The organism is Pseudomonas sp. IT-196MI5, from assembly GCF_949767415.1.
Taxonomy (GTDB): domain Bacteria; phylum Pseudomonadota; class Gammaproteobacteria; order Pseudomonadales; family Pseudomonadaceae; genus Aquipseudomonas.
This window is the reverse complement of the sequence record NZ_CATKPZ010000005.1, coordinates 58,459-81,724: the sequence shown is the minus strand read 5'-3', so window position 1 is coordinate 81,724 and position 23,266 is coordinate 58,459. Positions and strand designations below refer to the sequence as shown.

Sequence of the window (23,266 nt, the reverse complement as noted above, 5' to 3'; positions counted from 1 at the left end):
CGAATGCAAATGGAGGAGGTTCGGTTAAACCGCCTCTTCCAACTCCGCAAGAATGGCTTTTTTCATGGCTCCAACTGAACGGGATCCGGGCATGACCCGCAGCAACCGCCCCTCATGGAACACCCCCAGGGATGGCACCGCCCGGATACCGTACATTTGCGCGATCGTCGGCGACACCGCCACATCAATCTTTGCAAAAGCCGCTACGCAGTGAAGCTTTTCTTCCAAAGCATGAAAGACCGGCTTCATCTCCTGACAAGGCTTGCACCAGGACGCTGAAAACAGCACGACGCTGCCGCCTTTGGCCACAAAGCGGGCGAACTGCCGAGCACCCAACTCAACGATACGGCTCATCTGGATCTCGCTCTCAATATGGATGAAGGGCGGCACAACCCAGTGCCGCACCGCTTCTGCCGATCAAATTTTGCAGCCACCAAGGCGGCTGGCTACGGGTGCACGCAAGGTTTGAATCTCTTTGAAACGAGCGAATCAGTCCTCACGCACTTCGAGGGTTGGCACCATGCGGATGGCTTTCGAGAAGTTGGCGTAGTTGACCGAGGTTTTGAGCACCACTTTGTGCAGCTCTTCAACGCGCTCACGGGAGGCGTCGGTGTGCAGTCGAATCACCACACTCACTTCGTCGTAACCCGGGTTGACGCTCTCGTCGAGGCCCAGAAAGCCGCGCAGGTCGAGGGTGCCGTCCGTTTCGATTTCCAGGCTGTGAATCTTGATACCCATCATCGCGGCGTTGGCGGCATAACCGACCGACATGCAGGCGTTGAGAGCGGCCATCAGCAGCTCTTGAGGGTTAGGCGCAGTGTTTTGGCCCAGCAATTCATCAGGCTCATCGGCGACGATTTCGAAATCCCGCGAATAGGTTTCACCGGCCAGACTGTAGCGATTGACTTTGGCCACAGAGCGAGTCTGGCCTTTCCACTGAGTCTTGACGTTGAAGCTCGCGTGGCGCATGGCCCCATCCTCAGCAACGCCTTGGGCAAACTGCTGGAGTGCGGCGACATCGATACCATTCAGGTTATTGCTCATGTGTTCGTTCCTCTTCGGATGGACCGGGCGTTTGGCCCGAAATAGAAACAAGCCTACCAACTAGTAGGTTGTCCATCAACAGATTATTCTTCTTATAACCAATCGCAAAAAAAACAGCTTAGAAAGAGTTTTCTGAGCAGGGATAACTGCGGTCACACACCGCAAGTTTAGACATGGGCAGGTATCCGCAGCCCAAGTGCGAGACCAGGCGTCCGCTCGTCAGATTGAGTGCGCGCAAAAAGAATTCAGAGCGTGTGAGCCAAGTGGCTGAAACCACTTACGGGGCGGGAAAGCGGACCGAGCCAGCAGGGGCAGAATCGGTCGTTTCATGACGCAGAAAAAGGCCGGTCGAACCTCAGTGATGCGTTTCGGTAACCCGAAGTCCATCTAAAATGAAATCAAATCCGGAAGACTGTTCGTAATTGTCGCTCAGCGCCCAAGATACAAAGCTGCCACCTTCCAGCGTATTCAAGATGAACCTGGCAACCTTCACGCCGTCCAGCTCGGCTTTGAGTTCCCCTGCCGCTTGGCCCAGTGCGATATTGGCCTGAAGCCAATTGAGATGGATGTCGAAAAAGTCCCGCGTCAATTCCTTCAGGCTTTCAGGCAAAGCCAGCAATTCCGCCGCCAGAGCGCCGCAGAGTGGAAGCATCGCGTTTTGACTGCTTTGTGCGAACATCAAGGCGAAGGCATTGAGCCGATCGATAATGCCGGTATTTTCATCATTGATGCATTCCAGCTGAATCTTGAACCGGAACAGATAACTCTCAACGATGGCAATCGCCAGACTTTCCTTGGTGGGAAAGTGGTGGTGAATACTCGCCTTCTTGATACCGATGTCTTCCGCCAGATCGGCATAACTGAAAGCTGCGTAGCCCTTGGTACGCAACAGAATCTCAGCGCTGGTCAGGAGGTCGGAACGTGTACTCATGATGCCGTTTCCAGATTTATCAATGCGGCATCATAAATTAGTACTTCTTCATAAGACAGCGCTCAGCTTGCGCACCTATGCCCTCCCGAAAAACCCGCCTTCTGGCGTAATGCTGTTCCGTGTAGGAGCGAGCTTGCTCGCGATGGACTCAAGAGCGCCGCGTTTAGCCTGTAAATACGCGTTATCGTTAACGACCATCGCGAGCTCGCTCCTACAGTGTCTGGTGAGCGGCGAGTGGACGGGGTGGCGTCCTGTCCACCAGGCCTGCCTGCTTATTCGCGGCTTCAGTTTGCCCCGTATTGTCAGGACGGATCTTGAACCAGATGGCGTACATCGCCGGCAGGAACACCAGCGTCATGATGGTTCCGACGAAGGTGCCTCCGATCAGCGTGTAGGCCAGCGTCCCCCAGAAGACGGAGTGTGTCAGCGGAATGAATGCCAGGATGGCCGCAAGCGCTGTCAGCAGTACCGGGCGGGCACGTTGTACCGTGGCTTCGACCACTGCGTGAAACGGGTCCAGCCCTGCTTGCGCGTTGTGATGGATTTGCCCAATCAGAATCAGCGTATTGCGCATCAAAATGCCCGACAGCGCGATCAGGCCGACCAGAGCGTTGATACCAAACGGCTGCTGGAAGATAAGCAGTGTCGGCACCACACCGATCAAGCCCAGTGGCGAGGTGAGGAACACCATGATCATCGCCGAGATCGAACGCACCTGCACAATGATGACCAGCAGCGTCATGGCAATCATGATCGGGAATAACGGCAACATCGCTTTACCGGCCTTGCCCGACTCCTCGATTGCACCCGCCTGCTCGATCCGGTATCCGCCAGGCAGCTTGTCGATGACCGGCTGCAGCTCCTTCATGATCACGCTCGAGACGTCCGGTGGCTGCAAACCTTCGGCAATGTCGCCACGCACGGTGATGGTCGGCGTGCGGTCACGACGCCGCAGGACCGGATCTTCCATACGCACATCGACCGCTCCCACCTGAGACAACGGAATCCGCTGACCCGCCGCACCTACCAGCGTAAAGCCTTCTATCCTGGCGGGATCGAGCCGGATATCACCCGCTGCGCGACCCACCACCTGCACCGAACGAATGTCCTCACGAACCGCGGTGATCGGTACTCCGGTCAGCAGGAACTGCAGTTGCTGCGCGACTGAATTCGACGTCAACCCCACCGCCTCCAGGCGATCCTGATCCAGAGCAAAATGCAGCGTCGGCGTCAGCGATCCCCAATCGGTGTTGACGGTTCTCATCATCGGGCTCGACTGCAACACGTCCTGTACCTGGCCCGCAATCTCGCGCAACTTTGACGGATCAGGTCCCATCACCCGGTAGGCAACAGGGAATGGCGAGTACGGACCAAACACAAGTTGAGTCACCCTGACCCGCGCTTCCGGGGCAAGTCCCTCAGCCGTCGCTTCGCGGATACGGAACTTGAGGGCCTCGCGCGCCTCCTGGCTGTCCGTCAGCACCACAATCTTCGCGAACGACGGATCAGGGAGTTCCGGCGCCATTGCCAGATAGAAACGCGGCGCGCCCTGCCCGATATAGGCCGTGACGATCTTTGCCTCATCCTGTTTTTGCAGCCAGGCCTCTATCCTCGCGGTGGTCACGCTGGTCTGCTCAATGGAGGCCCCATAAGGCATTTGCACTTCAATCAATACCTCGGGACGGTCAGAGGTCGGGAAGAACTGCTTCTTGACCAGGCTCATGCCGAGGATCGCCACGACAAACGCAGCGATGACAGTGCCGGCCACCAGCCATTTGCGAGCGATGACTCGCGTCAAAACCTGGCGGAAGCGGTTGTAGAAAGGCGTGTTGTAGATGGCCGCATGACCACCCTCGACTTTCTTGATGTCCGGCAACAGCTTCACCCCCAGGTACGGGGTAAAAGCGACCGCAACCACCCAGGAGGCAATCAGGGCAATGCCCACGATCCAGAACATGTTGCTGGTGTACTCGCCGGCTGTCGATTGCGCAAAGCCGTTCGGCATAAAGCCGATAGCCGTCACTAACGTACCGGAAAGCATCGGCGCGGCCGTATGACTCCAGGCGTACGCGGAAGCTTTGATGCGGTCGTAGCCCTCTTCCATTTTCACCACCATCATTTCGATAGCGATGATGGCGTCGTCCACCAGCAGGCCGAGCGCCAGAATCAACGAGCCGAGGGTAATACGGTCAAAGTTCTTTCCGGTGGCCGCCATCACCACAAACACCACGGCCAATGTCAACGGCACAGCCGCTGCGACCACAACGCCTACCCGCCAGCCCATGCTGAGAAAGCAGACAAGCATCACCACAAGCAGCGCGACGAAGAATTTGACCATGAACTCGCCGACCGCCGAACCGATATTCACAGATTGATCGGTGACCTTGGAGAGCGTCATGCCCAACGGCATACCTTCATTTATCCTGGTCGTCTCCGTGTCCAGCGCCTTGCCGAGGTCAAGGCCGTTCCAGCCCTCACGCATCACGACCCCCAGCAACAAGGCTTCTTCACCGTTATTGCGCACAAGAAAGGTGGCCGGATCTTCATACCCACGTTCGATCGTCGCCACGTCGGCGAGCTTGAGCGTGCGCCCCTGAACCGCAATGGGCGTGTCACGAATCTTCTGCACCTTATCGAAGGCGCCATCCAGCCTGAGGAAGACCTGTGGCCCATTGGTTTCGATCGAACCGGCGGGCGTGAGCACGTTTTGATTATTCAGCGCGGCAAAGATGTCCTGAGGAGATACACCCAAGGTGGCCAACCGATCATGGGAAAAGGAAACAAAGATACGTTCGGGCTGTTCCCCAATAATGTTGACCTTCTTCACGCCCGGCACATGCAACAGTTGTTGGCGCAACGACTCTGCATCACGCACCAACAGTCGCTGCGGCTCGCCTTTGGCTTTCAGGGCGAAAAGCGCAAATGTCACGTCCGAAAACTCGTCGTTGACCATTGGCCCGATGACACCCGCCGGCAGCTTCCTGGCCTCGTCGTCGAGTTTTTTACGCGCCTGATAGAACGCCTCCTGCACTTGCGAGGGCGGCGTACTATCGAGCAGTGACACCATCGTGAAAGCCAGGCCAGGACGGGTGTAGGTTTCCGTGCGGTCGTACCATTTCAGTTCTTGCAGGCGCTTTTCAAGTGGCTCTGCTACCTGATCCTGCATTTCCTGCGCCGTGGCGCCCGGCCACGCGGTAATGACCGTCAACTGCTTGACCGTAAACGGAGGATCTTCCGCTCGCCCCAGCTGAAAGAACGCCAGGATGCCCGCAACGGCAATCAGGAAGATCAGAAACACCGTGATCGAGCGCTCACGAACGGCGATCGCGGAAAGATTGAAGCGCCCCTCGCTCATGGACGCCCCCCGGCAACTTTGACGTCATCCTGTTGAGGCACTCTCACCTCTTCACCTTCGCGCAACAGATGTGCGCCTAATGCTACGATCTGCTCGCCGACCTTGAGGTCGCCCGCGACTCGCACGGTGTCGTCGCTCAAGCCCAGGACTTGGACAGGTCGCCAGGCCACCTTCGCCGGTGTACCGGTGATGACCCACACGCCAGAGCCTTGGCCTGGGTCATAAACGGCAGCGATCGGTACTTGCAGCCCCTGCCCTTGCGTGGTGCCTTCAGCGATCCGAAGCGTGACGGTCGAACCTATCGGTGCATTGGCCAGCGCGCCCTCAAGCACATACCGCGCCTCGAAGGTACGTGTCATTCGGTCGGCCGAGTCAGACAGCAGCCTCAGCTTCGCTGTAACAGCATCCGTGGCATTGCCATACAGCGTCGCCTGCGCGGTGGATCCTGCGGCGGGGCGCAACGTCTCGGGCAGGTGCACGATCGCTTCGCGCTGCCCTGCCCGCGCCAGTCGAACCACGGGCTGTCCCGGGCTGACGACTTGTCCGGGTTCGGCGAGCGTCTCCACCACCACGCCGTCGGAATCCGCCAACAGCAGCGCATAACCAGAAGCATTGCGGGCTACATCAGCCTGCGCTTGGGCGGCGCCAAGCTGCGCCTTTGCGGTATCCGCTGCGGCTTTGATCTGGTCGTAGGCCGATGCAGAAATAGCGCCTGCGGCGACCAGGTTGCGATATCGAGCCTCGTCATCTGCTGTCTGCCTGGCTCGGGCCCGAGCGGCCATGACCGATTCCTGCTGTGCTCGCGCCTGCAACCCCAGGTCGATCGGGTCGAGGCGCATGAGTGGCTGACCACGTTTAACGGTCTGACCGGTGTCAACCAGACGCTCGAGTACCTTGCCTGATACCCGAAAGCCAAGGTCCCCCTGGACGCGGGCCACCACGACACCCGTGAAAGAACGCGAGACGTCGGACGAGGCCTGAACAGCAGCGGACCTCACCAAAGGGGCATGCGTGCGTGGATCCTCAACGGTGGATGAGTCGCCACATGCCGTCAGGACGAGAGGCAACAAGCAAGCGGCAATGGGGAAAGGTCGAAGCCGGCGCATAGGTTCCCTTACTTGAAAATAGGACGAGTGCCACATTCTCAGTCTAGTGACTATACGTGTCAATGGTCACTAGTCGTGAAACATCCAGCTTCTGACACTCAACAGCGAAACCGCCGCTATCATTGAGTAAAGCCAAGAATCTGATCAAAGCACCTCAATTGACAGAGTGTGACTATTGCGTAATATGGTCACAAACATCCTCTGCTGAAGGACTCTCAATGCCGCCCTTCCGTCCCATTGCTCTTTTGGTCAGCGCCAGCCTATTGGCAGGTTGCGCGGTCGGTCCGGACTACCATCGTCCAGACGCTCCGCTTTCGGATCGTTACCTGGGTCAGCCCTCTGTCGAACAGCGGCGTGGAGCGACACCGACCAGCCTTGTCGCCTGCTGGGAAGGCTTTGGTGATCCAGTGCTGACCGACTTCATCTCCAAGGCGCTCGAGCAGAATCCGGACCTGGCGCAGGCATCGGCGCGAGTCACGCAGGCGCGGGCCGGACTGGGTGCTGCAAATGCCGCTTTACTCCCCTCAGGGAACATCAGCGCACAGGCCGCGCGCTCCTACCAGTCAATCGAGACGCCGCTCGGCCAGGTGTTGAACTCAACGCCTGGCAATGATCGGTACGCAAGCTCCTACGAGGCCAACCTCGATGCCAGCTGGGAGGCCGATGTCTTTGGCGGAATGCACCGCGCACGCGAGGCCGCTCTGGCCGAGTACCAGGCTTCCCGGGCGGGCGTCGCTGCCACACGACTGGCCATCGCCGCGCAGACCGCTGATATCTACATCACTATCCGCGGACTGCAGACCCGGCTGGACATTGCGAATCGGCAAGTCAAAACGCAGCAGGACTTGTTAGAGAAAGTCCAATTGCTCTACAGCAAGGGGCTCGCCGCCAATTATCAGGTTCGCCAGACCGAGGGGGAGCTATCGCAGGTCCAAGCGACAGTGCCGGTCCTGCAGACCGGTCTGGATGCTGCCATGAATGCGCTGGATGTCATGCTCGGCACACCGCCAGGCACTCACCGCACGCAACTGGCAAGTGCGGGGAGCATTCCTGTAGCGCCGCAGATAAAGGCGATGGGAACGCCGGCCGATCTGCTGCGCCGCAGGCCGGATCTCATTGTGGCTGAGCGCCGTCTTGCGGCCTCAAACGCACGCATCGGCGAGGCGATTGCCGAGTACTACCCGAAATTCTCCCTTAGCGCCTTGCTGGGCAGTGCCACGGCCGTATCCGCAGGCAACCTTTTTACCGGCGGCGCCAGCCAGTCGGCGGGCGTATTGGGACTGCGCTGGAGACTCTTCGACTTCGGTCGCATAAACGCCCAAATCGACCAGGCCAAGGGCCAGGAAGCCGAAACCCTGGCCGCTTACCGTCAGTCAGTGCTGCGCGCCACCGAGGATGTCGAGAACGCGTTGTCCTCACTGGTGAACCGGGAAGCTCAAGCAACCATCCTCACCGCTGGAGAGGCGTCTCTGACACAGGCTCGCCAATCGTCGTTCATTGCCTATGAGAAAGGCACAGCCAGCCTGATCGACGTCCTGCACGCTGACGAGACGCTGCTGCAGGCTTCCGATGCCCGGGCTCAAGCACGGACGGAATCGGCACGAGCCGCGGTTGCGGCATTCAAGTCGCTGGGGGGTGGCTGGCAACCGCCTGAAGCCCAGCCTGTTGCGACACGATGAGCTGATAAGGTGACGTGTTCTTAAAAGTCGGGAGGCAACGCGTGCTCCCGACCGGGCAGTTATCGCGTAACAGCACTCGACTAGAAGCGGTAACTGACGGAAGTACCGAGCCCGCTCGCACTGTTCTTGTATCTGGCACTGTAGGCACCTCTGGTCGGCGAGGTTTCGTTGACCTGCACGCTCTCCTCCCACAGGTAGGAATAAGCAACATCGATCGTGACGTTGTCCGCCGGAGTCCAGCCAGCACCGAAGCTGATAACCTTGCGGTCGCCTGTAGGAATGCGTGGTCCCCGGTTGGTGTTGTTGGTGGGCGACTGATCAACCGAAAAACCTGCGCGAAGTACCCATTGGTTGTTCAGTTGATACGCCGTACCGATAGCGTGAGCCCAGGTATCGTGCCAATTCTGTTCTTCGGTAATGGTGCCCAGCGCGCCGCTCAACGCAGGGGGTAAACCTGTGTTCTCGATGGTTAACTCCTTGAAGCGACTCCAGCGAGTCCAGGTGCTCCCCAAGTAGAGGGTCCAGTCGTTATCAAGCTGATGAGTCACCGAGAAATCCACTGACTCTGGTGTATTCACATCCAGCGAAGCGTCATAACTCCGGCCGCTGACCCCCAACACGCTAAAGATGCCGTCAGTGACCTTGGTCTTGGCATCCAATTGATAACTGACCTTGGAATGGTAGGTCATGCCCAAACGGGTTCGGTCTGTAGCCTGCACCAGGATACCGGCGTTGAAACCGAGGGCCGTGTCGTCGCCAGTGCTTTTGAGTTTTCCGTCGTTGCGACCAGGACTGAGTGGATTGAGCACCATACCGGACAGCTCACCGCTGATACGGTTGATGGTCGGACCGAACCCGATCGAAACTTTGTCGTTAAAGGCATAGCTGATGGTGGGCTGGAACGTATAAGTCGTGACCTCGCTTTTGTTGGCGTAGTAACGCCCGGCATAACCGCTGCCATAGTCAGTCATCAGACCGAAAGGTACATAAAACCCCACACCGAACGCCCAATGCTCATCGACAGGTTTGACGTAGTACCCCATAGGTACCGTGGTGGTCGGAACCATGTCGCCGTCTTCCTGGCCTCCAAATGTACTGCGGGTCTGGCTTATGTCGGACTTCGCGAAAAGAGTCGCCGCCCCCACGCTGACCTGCTCTCTTTTCAAGCGAGACATTCCCGCGGGATTACCGAAAACCGTGCTCGCATCTTCAGCGGAGGAGGAGCGACCGGCAAACCCGGATCCCATCCCACTGATGCTTTGTTCATTGAGAGCGAAGCCGCTTGCAAAAACGTTTGAGGATGCGAGCACGACAGCAAGGCCCAATGGGCTCTTGAGCAATATTGTTTTCATTGTTTGAACTCTATGGGTATCACTGAGATGAAACAGTAGAAGCGACGGATCCCCATATTTATTCATGTGACCAATTCAGTCAATAGTCACAAAGCAGATAAATAAAATGCCCTTCAACCGATGGGAAGAAGGGCAAAGTGAGAAGCCGTTTTGATGATCTGGTGCTGACCCGGGTATGCCGTAAACCTTTAGCCGAAGATCAAGGCATGAGGCTACGCAAGATGAGGTTGGAGGTGAGCGTGGGCGCTTCCTCGACGAAATCGAGGTTGTATTGCAGCAGCAAAGGATTGACGAATGGCCGCAGCGCGAGATGAATCGCTTCTACTGTTTCGTCCAGTGGAGTCTTGCGTTCAAACTCGCCAATTTCTCGCCCTTCCCGCACGATTTGCAACACGAAGTGTTTGATCTGTGCGTCATAAACCTGCGAACTGGGCCAGCTTTCCGACGCCGCGAACGCTGCAATGTCATACAGTTTTCGGTCGTTGAAGAACAGATTCACACCTGTGGCGATCAGCGTCTTGACCAAGCGTCGAAAGCGCTCCGTCGGCGACAGGTCTACTACATTGATAGCCTGCTCCACAGCCGCGACGATCTCTGCCAGACAATTTGCGCAGATGGCTTCACCGATCGCCTGCTTGGAGTCGAAAAATTTGTAGATGTAGGCCTTTGAAAACCCGATGGCCTTGGCCAGGTCGGAAACCGTGGTTTTGCCGTAGCCGTACTGACTGAAATGTTCATTGGCCGCCGCGACAATCTGGTCTCGAATGTCGTGATCGGCTGGGCCACGGAGGCTGGGCGAAGATGAAGATATCGATGGCTGATTCATGAGTACAGCTTACTCACCCTATCGAAGACTGACAACTTGTGACCGATTAGTTTTATAGTCACAAAACCGATCTGTCTATTCGACAGATCGGCCCTTTTTCAGTCGCCGTGAACGTCAGACATGCTCACTGCTTTTTAAGTGCGCCGCGCGTGGCTCGCCATGCCCGTGGTCCACCTCAACCACCGGAATCTCCTTGCCGTCGCAATCGTGCAGTTTACCGTCGCTGAAGTAGTCCCCTTCGCGCAACGCCGCCAGGTCCTGATAACGCAGCACCCGCTCGGTACCGGCCGCAAACACCGATTGCTGGTCAGAGTTACCGGCGGTGAGATGGTTGAAGGTCAGGTTCAGCACGATGGCCATGATCGCCGAAGAACTGATGCCCGAATGGAAAATGGTCGCGAACCAGCTTGGGAAGTGATCGTAGAAGTTCGGCGCCGCGATCGGGATCATGCCGAAGCCGATCGAGGTCGCGACGATGATCAGGTTGACGTTGTTGCGATAATCGACCTTGGACAAAGTCCGAATGCCGCTGGCGGCGACGGTACCGAACAGCACGATGCCGGCGCCACCCAGTACCGAGGTCGGCACGGCGGCGATGACCCGGCCCATGAAGGGCAGCAGGCCAAGGATCACCAGGAACAGACCGCCAGTGGCCACCACGTAACGGCTCTTGATGCCGGTGACCGCCACCAGGCCGACGTTCTGGGCGAAGGCGCTCTGGGTGAAGGAACCGAAGATCGGCGCGAACATGCTCGACAGCATGTCGGCGCGCAGACCGTTGCCCAGGCGTTTGGAATCGACCTTGGTGCCGATGATCTCACCGACGGCAAGAATGTCCGCCGAGGTCTCCACCAGCGTCACCATCACCACGATGCACATCGACAGGATCGCAGCGAAGTGAAAGGTCGGCATGCCGAAGTGGAACGGCGTCGGGAAGCCGAACATCGGGCCCTGGGTCACGGACGAGAAGTCCGCCATGCCGAGGAACACCGCGATGATCGTGCCGATCACCATCGCCAGCAGAATCGACAGGCGGGAAATGGTCGCACTGCCGACTTTGCTCAGCAGCAGCACCAGCACCAGCGTTACCGCCGCCAGGCCGATGTTCGCCATGCTGCCGAATTCCGGTGCATGGCTGTTGCCGCCCATGGCCCAGCGCGCGGCTACCGGCATCAGCGTCAGGCCGATGGTGGTAATCACGATGCCGGTCACCAGCGGCGGGAAGAACCTGGTGATACGCGAGAACACCGGGGTTATCAGCAATCCGATCAGGGACGCCGCTATCACCGCCCCCAACACCGACTGAAACCCACCCTCCCCGCCACTGCTGACAATCGCCACCATGGTCGCGACGCCGGAGAAGGATACGCCCTGTACCAGCGGCAATTGACAACCAAAAAACGGTAAGCCCAGGGTTTGCAGCAACGTTGCCAGCCCCCCTGCAAACAGTGAAGCAGCAATCAACAAACCGATGTCCGCCGGCGAGAGCCCGGCCGCCTGGCCGATGATCAATGGCACCGCGACAATACCGCCATACATGGTTAGAACATGTTGCAGGCCATAAGCCATATTCGCGCCGATCCCAAGATTTTCGTCCTCGGGCCGTTGGTGTGAAACATGGGGCGTTTTCATGGTAGGGGGTTCCCTGGTTTTTGTTATTCGCACACTGTATGCAATAGTCAGGACAAATGTCTATAGAGTTGTATACAACTTATCAGTCACAAAATGGATACCTGTCCATTTCCTCCTGCTACCCATCCTCCAGGCCCCGCCAAAAAACCTTGAAATACATCCCGCCCTGTCCAAACGCGGGTGCTGACTAGTCTTTCGAATTCCTGGCGACCATCGGTAAGGTCCGCCCCTTCTATATACATATAAAGTATGCATAATGAAGCCATTCGAAATTCAGTTCCACAAGGCAAAGAACGTAGCCAACAAACTCAAGCACCAAGGCATCAGCCTCGCAGAGACTGAACCGGTATTCCATGACGAACGAGCGCTGACCATCGAGGACAACCACCATGATGAACAACGCTGGATCACCCTGGGGCTGGATGCCAAAGGCCGGTTGCTGGTCGTCGCATACACCCACCGCGACCCGAATTTCGTTCGAATCATTTCCGCGCGCATCGCCACCAAAAGCGAGCGCCGTCAGTACCTGGAGGCATGACCGATGAAAGACGAATACGACTTCAGCAACGCCAGGCGCGGGGCCGTAGTGCCCGCCAAAGGCAAGACCCGCATTACCATCATGCTCGATGACGCTGTCATCGAAGCCGCCCGGGCCCTGGCAGAAAACGAGGGGTACGGCTACCAGACGGCGATCAACAATACGTTGCGCCGGGCCCTGCTCAACGAAGGCCAGACCACACACCTGAAACAAACCCTCACCCCTGCCGAACTCAAGGGCCTGGAGCAGAAGCTGGCAGAGGCCTTGCGCGAAATTCAACGGGTGATGGAGCCGGGTGTTCGGCTCTGAAACTCCAAGGGCCGATCAATCGGATCAGCCCTTGGTGATGTCTACGATCAGCCCGCTATTGCGGCGCTGCGATCAATCGTTCCAGTGTCCGCACCAATTGCGCCTGTTCCGGTACGCGAATGCCGAATTCGCTGCCCAGCAGGCCGATCAATTCCTGCACATCCGTCACCTGCCGCCGCTCGCTGTCCTGGCCAATCCGGTGGATCGCGAAGTTGCCGTTGTTGAGCGTACGCCGCCACCCCTCCCCGGTGCGCGCCACCATCAATTGCCCGGCGAAAGTCGACTCGGGGTGGGTCGAGACGTACCAGTTGCCCACCGCAAAATCGATAGCTTCCTGGCGTTGCAGGTCGAAGATGTACATCGCTCGCCATTCCCCCGCAACGTTGGCGCGCAGGGTAAAGCCGTCGACGTGCAGGTCGATGCGATACGGCTCGTGAGGGGTGAGCTGCTCGACGCGGGAATCGAGCAACAGGGGCGCGGTCGGTACCATGCCGCCGAAGCCGACGTCGGTGATGTAGCGCACGTCATCGATGATGACCAGGCTCAGGCGATGGGTCCGGGCCGTCCAGGCACCCTCCGGCTGGCCCATCACCACCCGGCCGCTGATGGCGCGGGCGTCGAAGCCCAAATCCTGAAGCAAGGCCAGGAACAGGTTGTTGAGTTCGTAGCAGTAACCGCCACGCCCATTGTGCAAGACCTTCTGCTCGATGGACGGCAAGTCGATCAGCACCGGTTCGCCGGATAACGTGGTGAGGTTTTCAAACGGGAAAACGCCGGTGTGGCGCAGTTGCAGTTGGCGCAAGGTTTCCAGGGTCGGTGCCGGAGGTGCGTCGAAGCCCAGGCGTCCCAGATACAAAGCACGGTCAGTCAGGCATGGCTCGCTCATCGCTCAATCCTTTTGCACGCAAGCGGCGGATTACTCCGCCAGTGGCCGCTATGTATAAGGGATCAAGCACTGCCGCCGACAATTGATTTAGCCAATCGCCCGGCATGAAAAAGCTCAACGCCACTTGTGCGAACCCAATTCAATCCAGGTCGGCGCGTGGTCGCTGGCATGGGGCTCGTTGCGCACCCACGTATCCACCCCGGCATCTTGCAGATACGGGCTCAGGGCCGGGTTGAGCAGCAGATGATCGATGCGCAGCCCCGAGTTCTTCTGCCAGTGCTGACGGAAATAATCCCAGAACGTGTAGAGCCTGTCCTGCGGATGCAAGTGCCGCAATGCATCGGTCCAGCCCTGGTCCAGCAACCGCTGGTAGCACTCGCGACTTTCCGGTTGCAGCACGGCGTCCTTGAGCCAGGAGCGCGGATTGTAGATATCCAGGTCGGTGGGCACCACGTTGTAGTCCCCCGCCAGCACCACCGGATGTTCGCTGCCTTGAAGTGTCTGCGCGTGACGAATCAGCCGTTCGAACCACGCCAGCTTGTACTCGAATTTCGGCCCCGGTTGCGGATTGCCATTGGGCAAATACAGGCAGCCCACCAGAACCCCGTGGACAGCGGCTTCCAGATAACGACTGTGATTGTCGCTGTCATCGCCGGGCAATCCGCGTCGCCTTTCCAGCGGCTGCGCATCCCGCGCCAGGATCGCCACGCCGTTCCAGGACGCCTGCCCCTGCCAGATGGCGCCGTAGCCGGCCGCTTCAAGCTCGGCAGCCGGAAATGCGCTGTCCACCGCCTTCAACTCCTGCAAGCAGGCGATGTCCGGTTTCTCCCGCTCAAGCCAGGCCAGCAGAATCGGCAGCCGTGCGCGCAGGCCATTGACATTGAACGTGGCTATCCGCAGTTTCTTCATGAACGGACACTCCTGAGGACAAGGTGCCTGACGTGTGACACCAGCACGTTTCGCAGGTTGCGTCAGCAATCACGGGTGCGGTAGTACCTTGAGCGTAAACTGGATGATGATGATGGCCGGCGCTGAGACAGCCATTCGTCATCCGGTTGGCACCCACCGTGTGCCTCTTCACACCAACATCTGGTAACGACTCATCCCGGGAGACGACCATGATGAACATCAAAATGACTTCGCTGCTCATGGCCGGATGGTTGTCGGCAACGTCCCTGGCCACCTTTGCGGCGTCCGGGGATGGCCCTGGCGCGCCCGGTACGGCACCCGGAGCAACCCGCAACTCAACCCTGCTGCCAGACAACAACCGGTCCAGTGCCCCTTCGGGTAACAACAGCAGCAGTCATGGCCCCAGCTCGTCAAGCGGCAGCACCGGCGTCAATGGTCCGGGCAGTGGCGCGGGTGGTGGAACCGGCGCCCCCGGAGGTGGAACCGGCGGTGCTGGCGGCGGGACGGGTAGCTGGACAGGCAAAAGCAGCCGATGACGTGCAGTCATTGGCTGCTTTTTGTCACCTGAGGTTTACATCGGCTTGACCAGCGGCAGGCAAAGCACTTCAACGGTCGGAACGCATCAACGCCTCGACTCCACCGGCCATCGACAACGTTGCCACGCGGTTTCGTCCCGAATGCTTGGCCTGATACAACGCCGCATCCGCCCGCTCGACAAACACGTCCATGCTGTCACGCCCCGACGGCACGAACGAATAGCAGCCCAGACTGACCGTTACGTAGCCATTGGGCGAGCCGGTGTGACTGATGCTCTTGTCAATGACGCTGCGGCGGATCTGCTCGGCAATCGTCATGGCGCCGTGGATGTCGGTGTCGGGCAGCAGCACCGCAAACTCTTCACCGCCGTAACGCACCGCCAGATCGGCCTTGCGGTGGCAGCAACTCTTCAGCGCCCGTGCCACTTCGGCCAGGCAGTGATCCCCCACCACGTGGCCGTAGGTATCGTTGTAGCGCTTGAAGTAATCGATATCCAGCATGATCAGGCTCAAGGGGCTGGCCTGCCGGGCGCCGCGCCCGAACTCAATGCCCAGCGCCCGCTCGAACAATCGGCGGTTGGCCAGCCCGGTCAGACTGTCGTGAGTGGCGATCAGCTCCAGCGCTTGCTGGGCCTTGCGCAAATCCGCCTCGACCCGCTCGCCAACGCGCACCTGATGCAGGAACACCCAGCCGAACAACCCTACGCCCAGCAACACCAGGGCCACGATGAGACTGGAGCGAAACGCCGTGTCGTACCAGTCCGCGAGAATGGATTCCGTGGACGATGCAGCGGCAACGACCAACGGATAGGCCTCCAGCTGTCGGTAACTGTACATGCGTGGCACACCATCGATGATGGAGGTGAACAGCGCATTGCCGGAGGTGGTCAGCGGCAGGAACTTCTGGAAAATCTCGCCCTGGGCCAGCGATGTACCGATCTGCGCTTCTACAAAAGGTCGACGCGCCAACAACGTGCCATCGGTCAGGCCGAGAAACATCGAGCCGTTGTCGTCGAGGCTGAAGCTTTTGAAGAACTGGTCGAAGTACGACATCTTGATGCCGGCCAGCAACACGCCCTGGAAATGCCCGTTCCTGTCGTTGACCCGCTTGGAAACCGGAATGATCCACTCGCCGTTTTCCCGGCTGCGGATGGCCGGGCCGATGTGCGCCACCGACGATACGTTCTGCTGGTGATACTTGAAGTATTCACGGTCCGCGACCCCGGCTCCCCGGGGCAGGTTTTCAAACGAGGTCACCACCCACTGGCCTTTCTGGTCGAACAGCAAGATGCCGTGCAACTGATCCAGCGCCAGCATTCGCCGGGCGAAGGTCTGCTGCAAGCGTGGTCGTTGGTCCGGGCCGAAACCGTCGACCTGAATCCAGTCCACCAGACTGGTCAGCACCAGGTCGGTCTTCATGAAGGTGTCTTCGGCTTGCTGCGCCATGGCCCGCGTCAGGTTTGAAGACGCCACTTGCGCCAGGCTCAGATCATGGTGACGGGACTGTTCCAGTTGCAGGTAGAGCAAACCGCACAGGCACAGGCACACCGTGGCAATGAACAACACCGCGGCCTTGCGCAGCGGTATGCGTTTCAATGCGACGCCAGGGGCGTGGTCCGGATTGTTGAGGCCTGTGGGCAAAAGTTCATCCTGTCGGGGCAAGGCATGGGCAACGCCCCAAAGCCCTCAGTCTTTGTGGGCCGTAGTCTACGGGGTTATCCATGACAAATGGCGGCCATTTGCCCAGTGGTACCACACCTGCCCGGTGGTGCAAACATGACCCAAGGCAAGCGCGTCCCCGCATCTACGAGCTACGATTAGTCTGAACTCCACACAGGGAATCGACATGAGCAAGGCAGACGAGCTCGCGGCAAAATTGAAACAGACACGGCTGACCAGCGCGGATCAGGCGATCGATGCCTGGCCGGGCCAGGTCTACGAACTGTATCAACGGATAGAGACCTGGCTGCTGCCCTTGACCGAAGCGGGCCTGGTCCTGCGGCGCAACCCCACCCACGTGTTCGAGAGTCACCCCAATGGCGACTCTTACAACTACGCCATCGACCAGTTGGTGATTGCCGGCAACGGACACAGCATGACCTTTGACCCGGTGGCGCGCTTCACCGCCGATGGCGAGGGGCGGGTCGAGATTCACTCGCAAGGCAACGAATTCGCCCTGTTGCGCACCGTGGACGAACACGGTGAAACACACTGGTGGCTACAAACGATCGAGCAGGCCACAGCGCAGCTGGACGCGGTGGCGCTGACGGAAAGCGATCTGCTGGCAGTGGTGCAACAAGGGTTGGCGCTTTAGGGGTTTGGCTGAATACCAGTCTGTTGAATGCCAAAAATCCTGTAGGAGCGAGCCTGCTCGCGATGGACTCAAGAACGCCGCGTTTAGCCAGCAAGTACGCGTTATCGTTAACGTCCATCGCGAGCAGGCTCGCTCCTACAGTGTCCGCGCCTGGTCATTACTGTTGGTTCTGCCCCTTCACCACCAGCGATACCTCTGCACGACGCAAGTCCAGAGCGGGCAACTTCGTCGGCTGGCTCAAGCCCTGCAACACCCTGGTGTCGTAATCATAAATGTCGGGCTTGAACGTCACCCGCCCGTCCTTGCTCAGGTCCACGGTCCAGTAAGCCAACAGCACCGGCACCTTCACCGGTAGCTGGATGTTCTCGGTCCTGCCATTGGCCAACTGCTTCTGAATGCCGGCGCTGTTCCAGCGCACCGGGTCGTTGAACAACAACTCGACCAGTTGCAACGGGTTTTCCACGCGGATGCAGCCTGAACTGGTGGCCCGAACCGTTTTGGCAAACAGTTCGCGGTGCGGCGTGTCATGCAGGTAAATCGAATAGTCGTTGGGGAAGCGGATCACCACCTGCCCCAGCGAACTGTCGGGCCCGGCATCCTGACGCAGGTGGATGCCTCGCGGGTTGCTCCAGTCAACGCTCGACGGATCGAGTACATTGCCTTCCCGATCAAGCACGCGAATCCGGTTGGCCTCCAGATAGCCCGGATCGTTCTGGACTTTTGGAATCACGTCCTGCTTGAGAATGGTCGGCGGCACGGTCCAGGTCGGGTTGAACGTGATGTAGGTGATTTCGGCCTGGAACACCGGCGTACTGCGCACCGGTTTACCGACCTGCACCCGCGAACGCCAGATCGGCAGACCGTCGCGATACATTGCCACCTTGTATCCGGCGATATCGACGATCACGAACGTGCCCTGAAGCTTGTACAACAGCCACCGGGCGCGCTCCATGTTGACCCGCACCTGATCGATCCGCGCCTCGACCGGCACGTTCAGTGCCGCCAGCGTCGCCGCCCCCGCCACGCCATCGGCCCCCAGGTATTGCTCGGTCTGATACTTCTTCACCGCGGCAATGACCTTGTCGTCGTAACCGGCCTTTTTCGACAGGTGCGGGTCCAGGTATCCGCCCGCCACCAGACGCGCACGCAGTTGTGCGACAGCCACCCCGTCCATGCCGGGCTTGAGCGATTGCCCTTCGGTGACTTTCGGCCAGCCGCCCGCATCGCGGACCTGGCGCAACCGGGCCAGGCCCTCACGCAAGTTGCGGTAAATCTCTTCCTGCGGAGGCGCCTGGGCAAAGGCGCGCGCCACGTCATGGGCATCGAGGGCGGCGAACAGGTTGTTCATGCCCCCCCGGTCATCGCCGCCGGCAGGCTCGAAATTCCAGTGAATGTCCAGCCGCGACGGATCGACCTTGCCCCGCCGCAGTTGCAGCAGCGCGGTGATGAACGTGCGGGTCGCCGCCATGTCGAACATCGCCCGTTGCGCCGTGGAAGGCACGGCCGCTGCCAGCGACTCATGGGCCAGGGCCAGCTCGCTGATGCGAAAGTCCGCCGGATTCAGGCCGTCGATCCGGGTGTCCTCAAGACTCTTGAGCAACTGGGCGACATCACGATCGTCTGTCCACGCCGCGCGATAGTTGCGATGCATATAGAAATCCAGCACCACCCGGTTGACATCCACGCGCTGATGGCGCCTGGAAGTGAGCAACGGCGGAAAGGCCGAGCGCAGCGGTTCCAGCGTCGCCTGAATCGCCTGGCCGACCGCATCGTCGGGCGCTGCGGCATCGATTGTGCTGCTCGCCGCAGATACCGGCTCAATCGGCGAAGTTTGCCCAAACGCCGCACCGCTGATCAGAAAGCCCATAAAAAACATGCGGCTTATGACGAATGACCTTGTTAAATTCACCATGGATAATCCTTAATCCCCCGTTTCAAACGGCTAGCTTTCCGCTCGCCGTTAGCTAGACTCGAAATTATCATGATGAGACCCGACTATGGCGCTAAACCGCTTTGGCCCTTTATTTGCCATTTTACTGACATGCCTTTCAGTAACGTCAGCCTACGCCGATTCGCTTGAAAACGCGCTGGTCAAAGCCGCACCCGGCGCCGACGCCAAAGTGATTGCCCTGGCAGTTCGCGCCACCCAATGCAGCCTCGCCCACGGTGCCGCCCCCGCCCAAAGACTGGCGGTGATCGATTATTCCCTGCCGTCGACCGAACAACGCCTGTGGGTCTTCGACCTTAAACGGCGCAAGTTGCTGTTTCACGAACTGGTCGCCCATGGCCGCAACAGCGGTGAAAACATGGCCACGCTGTTCTCCAACCTCAACGAAAGCCACGCCACCAGCCTCGGCCTGTTCCGCACCCAGCAAAGCTACCGCGGCCAGAACGGTTACTCGCTGCGCATGGAAGGCCTGGAGCCCGGCTTCAACGATAACGCCTTTGACCGGGCCATCGTCATCCACGGCGCGCCCTATGTCAGCCCGGTGCTGGCCCGCGCCAATGGCCGCATCGGCCGCAGCCTGGGTTGCCCGGCCGTCAGACCGGCGATTGCCCATCGGTTGATCGATTCGATGAAGGACGGTCAGCTGTTGTTTTCCTACTACCCGGACCAGCGCTGGTTGAAGTCGTCTTCCTACATCAACTGCGGCGGCGACACAGTGGCCTCAAGGGAAAAGTCCACTTCACGCCAATAAGCGACGCCCAACCTGTCAAAACTGTAATCCCCGCCTCAGCCTGCTGAAAGACACCGCCTGCTAGCCTTGTCCACAAGTTCAACAGGCTGACGGGCGGAACAAACGGCATGCACTCCCACACTTCAAGACGCACCTTCGTCAAAGGCCTGGCCATCGGCGGGCTCTTCGGCGGCCTCGGGTTATGGCGCACGCCGGTCTGGGCGATCAGCAGTCCCGGCGAACCGCAGGTGTTGGCCGGCCACGATTTCGACTTGTACATCGACGAATCCCCGGTCAACTTCACCGGCCACCCGCGCACCGCCACGACCATCAACGGCGGCATCCCCGGCCCGTTGCTGCGCTGGCGTGAAGGCGATACGGTGACGCTGCGGGTGCGCAACAAACTCAAGGACAGCACCTCCATTCACTGGCACGGCATCTTGCTGCCGACCAACATGGACGGCGTGCCGGGGCTGAGCTTCAAGGGCATCGAGCCGGGCGGCCTGTACGTCTACCAGTTCACCGTGCGACAGAACGGCACCTACTGGTATCACAGCCATTCGGGCTTTCAGGAGCAATCCGGCGTCTACGGCCCGCTGGTGATCGACGCCAAAGACCCGGAGCCGTTCCAGTACGACCGCGACTACGTGGTGATGCTCAGCGACTGGACCGACGAAGACCCGGTCGGCCTGATGAAGAACCTGAAAAAACAGTCCGACTACTACAACTTCCACAAACGCACCGTGGGCGACTTCATCCACGACGTCAGCGAAAAAGGCTGGGGGCCGACCGTCGCCGATCGCAAGATGTGGGCCGAGATGAAGATGAACCCCACTGACCTCGCGGACGTCGGCGGCGCCACTTACACCTACCTGCTGAACGGCCAGGCGCCGGATACGAACTGGACCGGGGTGTTCCGCCCGGGGGAAAAGCTGCGGCTGCGCTTCATCAACGGCTCGTCCATGACCTACTTCGACGTGCGCATCCCCGGCCTGAAAATGACCGTGGTCGCTGCCGATGGCCTGCACGTCAAGCCGGTGAGCGTCGACGAGTTTCGCATTGCCGTGGCGGAAACCTTCGACGTCATCGTCGAGCCGACCGAAGCGGCCTACACCTTGTTCGCCCAGGCGATGGATCGTACCGGCTACGCACGCGGCACCCTCGCGGTAAAAGCGGGACTGATTGCGCCGCTGCCACCACTGGACCCGCGCCCGCTGGTGACCATGGATGACATGGGCATGGGCGGCATGGACCACGGCAGCATGGCGGGCATGGACCACGGCGACATGGCCATGGGCGACATGCCCGGCATGCAATCCCACCCGGCCTCGGAAACCGACAACCCGCTGGTGGACATGCAAGCCATGTCCACCTCACCGAAACTCGACGACCCCGGCATGGGCCTGCGCAACAACGGGCGCCGCGTGCTCACCTATTCCGACCTGCGCAGCACCTTCGAAGACCCGGACGGCCGCGAACCTGGCCGCACCCTTGAACTGCACCTGACCGGCCACATGGAAAAATTCGCCTGGTCGTTCAACGGCGTGAAGTTTTCCGACGCCGCCCCCATACGCCTCAAGTACGGCGAACGGCTGCGGATCGTGCTGGTCAACGACACGATGATGATGCACCCCATCCACCTGCATGGTATGTGGAGCGACCTCGAAGACGAGAACGGCCAGTTCATGGTGCGCAAACACACCATCGACATGCCACCGGGCTCCCGGCGCAGCTATCGGGTCACCGCCGATGCGCTCGGCCGCTGGGCCTATCACTGCCATCTCCTGTACCACATGGAAATGGGCATGTTCCGTGAAGTTCGCGTGGAAGAATGAGGCGCACCCCATGATTCGATTCACCCCGGTTTTTTTCGCACTCGTGACCTCGACGGCGATGGCCGCCAGCGATGACATGCAAGGCATGGATCACAGCCAGATGGACCACAGTCAGATGCAAGGCATGGACGAGGGCCAAATGCAAAGCATGGACGAAGGCCAGATGCAGCCCGCCGCGCCCAGCGAAAGTCGCACACCGATCCCGGTGCTCACCGATGCCGATCGCGCTGCCGTGTATGCCGATCCCGCCGGTCACCACGTACATGACAGCACGCTCAATTCATTCTTCCTCGCCGACAAACTGGAATGGCAGGACGCCGATGACGGCAGCGCCCTGGCCTGGGATTTATCGGGCTGGATTGGCGGTGACATCGATCGCCTGTGGCTGCGCTCCGAAGGTGAACGCACCAATGGCGTGACCGAGGACGCAGAAATCCAGGCCCTGTGGGGCCACGCCATTTCCCCGTGGTGGGACGTCGTCAGCGGCGTGCGCCAGGACTTCAAACCCGGCGCCCCGCAAACCTGGGCCGCGTTCGGCGTGCAAGGCATGGCGCTGTACAACTTCGAGGCCCAAGCCACGGCCTTCATCGGCGAAGGCGGCCAGAGCGCCGTGCGGCTGGAAGGCGACTACGACATCCTGCTGACCAATCGGCTGATCCTGCAGCCGACCGTCGAACTCAACGCCTACGGCAAAAACGACCCGCAACGGGGCATCGGCGCGGGGCTGTCCAACACCGAAGCCGGCCTGCGCCTGCGCTACGAAATCCGTCGGGAATTCGCGCCCTACGTCGGCGTGACCTGGAACCGCACCTACGGCAACACCGCCGACTTTGCCAATGACGAAGGCGAGGACCGCAGCGAAACACGCCTGGTGCTCGGTGTTCGGCTGTGGTTCTGAACAGACTCACCTCAAACCAACAACAACCGCTTCAAGCGGTAAAGGACCTTGCATGCGCCTCATAAAACCCACCGCCGCCGTTATCGCGTTGCTCAGCGGCCTGCTCATGAGCACCCTCGCTCAAGCCCACCCCAAACTGCTCTCCTCCAGCCCGGCGGAAGGCGCGACAGGTGCGCCGCCCGACAAGATCGAACTGCACTTTTCCGAAAACCTCGTCACCCAGTTTTCCGGCGCCAAACTGCTGATGACCGAAATGGCCGGCATGGCCCATGACCCGATGCCAATCAAGGCCAAAGTCAGCGGTAGCAGCGATCCGAAGACCATGCTTATTACTCCTGCCGCGCCCTTGACTGCCGGTACTTACAAGGTCGAATGGCGCGCGGTGTCGTCGGACACCCACCCGATCACCGGCAACGTCACCTTCAAAGTGAAATGATC

At 59.6% G+C, this 23,266-nt stretch carries 21 protein-coding genes; 9 read left to right on the top strand and 12 right to left on the bottom strand.

Translation table 11 applies throughout. The features are described 5' to 3' along the window. Nucleotides 1-24: 24 nt before the first annotated feature. The 5 genes from ACM6IK_RS03745 to ACM6IK_RS03725 all read right to left on the bottom strand — a co-directional run bounded on the left by ACM6IK_RS03745 (nucleotide 25) and on the right by ACM6IK_RS03725 (nucleotide 6,436). On the bottom strand, nucleotides 25-354 hold the full coding sequence (locus ACM6IK_RS03745; RefSeq protein ID WP_414873212.1) for a thioredoxin family protein: 330 nt from the start codon (nucleotides 352-354) through the stop codon (nucleotides 25-27). Between the two features lie 135 nt (nucleotides 355-489). Beyond that, a complete protein-coding gene (locus tag ACM6IK_RS03740) occupies nucleotides 490-1,044 on the bottom strand; it encodes an OsmC family protein (protein WP_414873211.1) in 555 nt (184 codons plus the stop codon). 355 nt (nucleotides 1,045-1,399) lie between these two features. Further along, the gene (locus ACM6IK_RS03735; protein ID WP_414873210.1) at nucleotides 1,400-1,975 is read right to left on the bottom strand and encodes a TetR/AcrR family transcriptional regulator; all 576 of its coding nucleotides are present in this window, start codon (nucleotides 1,973-1,975) and stop codon (nucleotides 1,400-1,402) included. A 211-nt stretch (nucleotides 1,976-2,186) separates the two neighbouring features. Further along, nucleotides 2,187-5,330 carry an efflux RND transporter permease subunit gene (locus ACM6IK_RS03730; RefSeq protein ID WP_414873209.1) on the bottom strand — a complete coding sequence of 1,048 codons (3,144 nt, stop codon included), beginning with the start codon at nucleotides 5,328-5,330 and terminating at the stop codon, nucleotides 2,187-2,189. Then, nucleotides 5,327-6,436, bottom strand: coding sequence for an efflux RND transporter periplasmic adaptor subunit (locus tag ACM6IK_RS03725; protein ID WP_414873260.1), 1,110 nt, complete (start codon nucleotides 6,434-6,436; stop codon nucleotides 5,327-5,329). The genes ACM6IK_RS03730 and ACM6IK_RS03725 overlap by 4 nt, the downstream gene beginning before the upstream one ends. Before the next feature lie 218 nt (nucleotides 6,437-6,654). Here ACM6IK_RS03725 and ACM6IK_RS03720 point away from each other — a divergent pair, with 218 nt between their 5' ends. Further along, on the top strand, nucleotides 6,655-8,115 hold the full coding sequence (locus ACM6IK_RS03720) for an efflux transporter outer membrane subunit (protein WP_414873208.1): 1,461 nt from the start codon (nucleotides 6,655-6,657) through the stop codon (nucleotides 8,113-8,115). An 80-nt stretch (nucleotides 8,116-8,195) separates the two neighbouring features. Here the strand turns inward: ACM6IK_RS03720 and ACM6IK_RS03715 are convergent, their stop codons facing one another. From ACM6IK_RS03715 to ACM6IK_RS03705, 3 genes are all read right to left on the bottom strand, one after another. Then, nucleotides 8,196-9,467, bottom strand: coding sequence for an OmpP1/FadL family transporter (locus tag ACM6IK_RS03715; protein WP_414873207.1), 1,272 nt, complete (start codon nucleotides 9,465-9,467; stop codon nucleotides 8,196-8,198). A 199-nt stretch (nucleotides 9,468-9,666) separates the two neighbouring features. Continuing rightward, entirely contained in the window at nucleotides 9,667-10,293 is a 627-nt protein-coding gene (locus tag ACM6IK_RS03710) for a TetR/AcrR family transcriptional regulator (protein WP_414873206.1), read from the bottom strand. Between the two features lie 114 nt (nucleotides 10,294-10,407). Then, nucleotides 10,408-11,925 (bottom strand): nucleobase:cation symporter-2 family protein, encoded by a 1,518-nt coding sequence (locus ACM6IK_RS03705; protein WP_414873205.1) that lies wholly within the window; start codon nucleotides 11,923-11,925, stop codon nucleotides 10,408-10,410. Between the two features lie 256 nt (nucleotides 11,926-12,181). On the opposite strand from ACM6IK_RS03705, the gene ACM6IK_RS03700 reads away from it, so the two are divergent. Further along, on the top strand, nucleotides 12,182-12,463 hold the full coding sequence (locus ACM6IK_RS03700) for a BrnT family toxin (RefSeq protein ID WP_414873204.1): 282 nt from the start codon (nucleotides 12,182-12,184) through the stop codon (nucleotides 12,461-12,463). Nucleotides 12,464-12,466: 3 nt separating this feature from the next. Next, nucleotides 12,467-12,772 carry a BrnA antitoxin family protein gene (locus tag ACM6IK_RS03695; RefSeq protein ID WP_414873203.1) on the top strand — a complete coding sequence of 102 codons (306 nt, stop codon included), beginning with the start codon at nucleotides 12,467-12,469 and terminating at the stop codon, nucleotides 12,770-12,772. 55 nt (nucleotides 12,773-12,827) lie between these two features. On the opposite strand, the gene ACM6IK_RS03690 is transcribed toward ACM6IK_RS03695, so the two are convergent. Further along, nucleotides 12,828-13,658, bottom strand: coding sequence for an arylamine N-acetyltransferase family protein (locus tag ACM6IK_RS03690; protein ID WP_414873202.1), 831 nt, complete (start codon nucleotides 13,656-13,658; stop codon nucleotides 12,828-12,830). A 114-nt stretch (nucleotides 13,659-13,772) separates the two neighbouring features. Next, nucleotides 13,773-14,567, bottom strand: a complete 795-nt coding sequence (locus ACM6IK_RS03685; protein ID WP_414873201.1) for an exodeoxyribonuclease III — start codon at nucleotides 14,565-14,567, stop codon at nucleotides 13,773-13,775. 209 nt (nucleotides 14,568-14,776) lie between these two features. Here ACM6IK_RS03685 and ACM6IK_RS03680 point away from each other — a divergent pair, with 209 nt between their 5' ends. Then, nucleotides 14,777-15,103 carry a hypothetical protein gene (locus ACM6IK_RS03680; protein WP_414873200.1) on the top strand — a complete coding sequence of 109 codons (327 nt, stop codon included), beginning with the start codon at nucleotides 14,777-14,779 and terminating at the stop codon, nucleotides 15,101-15,103. 69 nt (nucleotides 15,104-15,172) lie between these two features. Here ACM6IK_RS03680 and ACM6IK_RS03675 read toward each other — a convergent pair whose 3' ends face one another. Then, a complete protein-coding gene (locus ACM6IK_RS03675) occupies nucleotides 15,173-16,744 on the bottom strand; it encodes a diguanylate cyclase (RefSeq protein WP_414873199.1) in 1,572 nt (523 codons plus the stop codon). Nucleotides 16,745-16,949: 205 nt separating this feature from the next. Between ACM6IK_RS03675 and ACM6IK_RS03670 the strand changes: the two genes are divergently transcribed. Then, on the top strand, nucleotides 16,950-17,417 hold the full coding sequence (locus ACM6IK_RS03670) for a hypothetical protein (protein WP_414873198.1): 468 nt from the start codon (nucleotides 16,950-16,952) through the stop codon (nucleotides 17,415-17,417). A gap of 157 nt (nucleotides 17,418-17,574) precedes the next feature. Here the strand turns inward: ACM6IK_RS03670 and ACM6IK_RS03665 are convergent, their stop codons facing one another. Further along, complete coding sequence (locus ACM6IK_RS03665; protein WP_414873197.1) at nucleotides 17,575-19,329, bottom strand: L,D-transpeptidase family protein; 1,755 nt, start codon at nucleotides 19,327-19,329, stop codon at nucleotides 17,575-17,577. Nucleotides 19,330-19,414: 85 nt separating this feature from the next. On the opposite strand from ACM6IK_RS03665, the gene ACM6IK_RS03660 reads away from it, so the two are divergent. From ACM6IK_RS03660 to copC, 4 genes are all read left to right on the top strand, one after another. Next, a complete protein-coding gene (locus tag ACM6IK_RS03660) occupies nucleotides 19,415-20,116 on the top strand; it encodes a murein L,D-transpeptidase catalytic domain family protein (RefSeq protein ID WP_414873196.1) in 702 nt (233 codons plus the stop codon). 107 nt (nucleotides 20,117-20,223) lie between these two features. Continuing rightward, complete coding sequence (locus ACM6IK_RS03655; RefSeq protein ID WP_414873195.1) at nucleotides 20,224-21,930, top strand: copper resistance system multicopper oxidase; 1,707 nt, start codon at nucleotides 20,224-20,226, stop codon at nucleotides 21,928-21,930. 10 nt (nucleotides 21,931-21,940) lie between these two features. Further along, nucleotides 21,941-22,828 (top strand): copper resistance protein B, encoded by an 888-nt coding sequence (locus tag ACM6IK_RS03650; protein WP_414873194.1) that lies wholly within the window; start codon nucleotides 21,941-21,943, stop codon nucleotides 22,826-22,828. Between the two features lie 52 nt (nucleotides 22,829-22,880). After that, nucleotides 22,881-23,264, top strand: coding sequence for a copper homeostasis periplasmic binding protein CopC (gene copC / locus ACM6IK_RS03645; protein WP_414873193.1), 384 nt, complete (start codon nucleotides 22,881-22,883; stop codon nucleotides 23,262-23,264). Nucleotides 23,265-23,266: the final 2 nt, after the last annotated feature.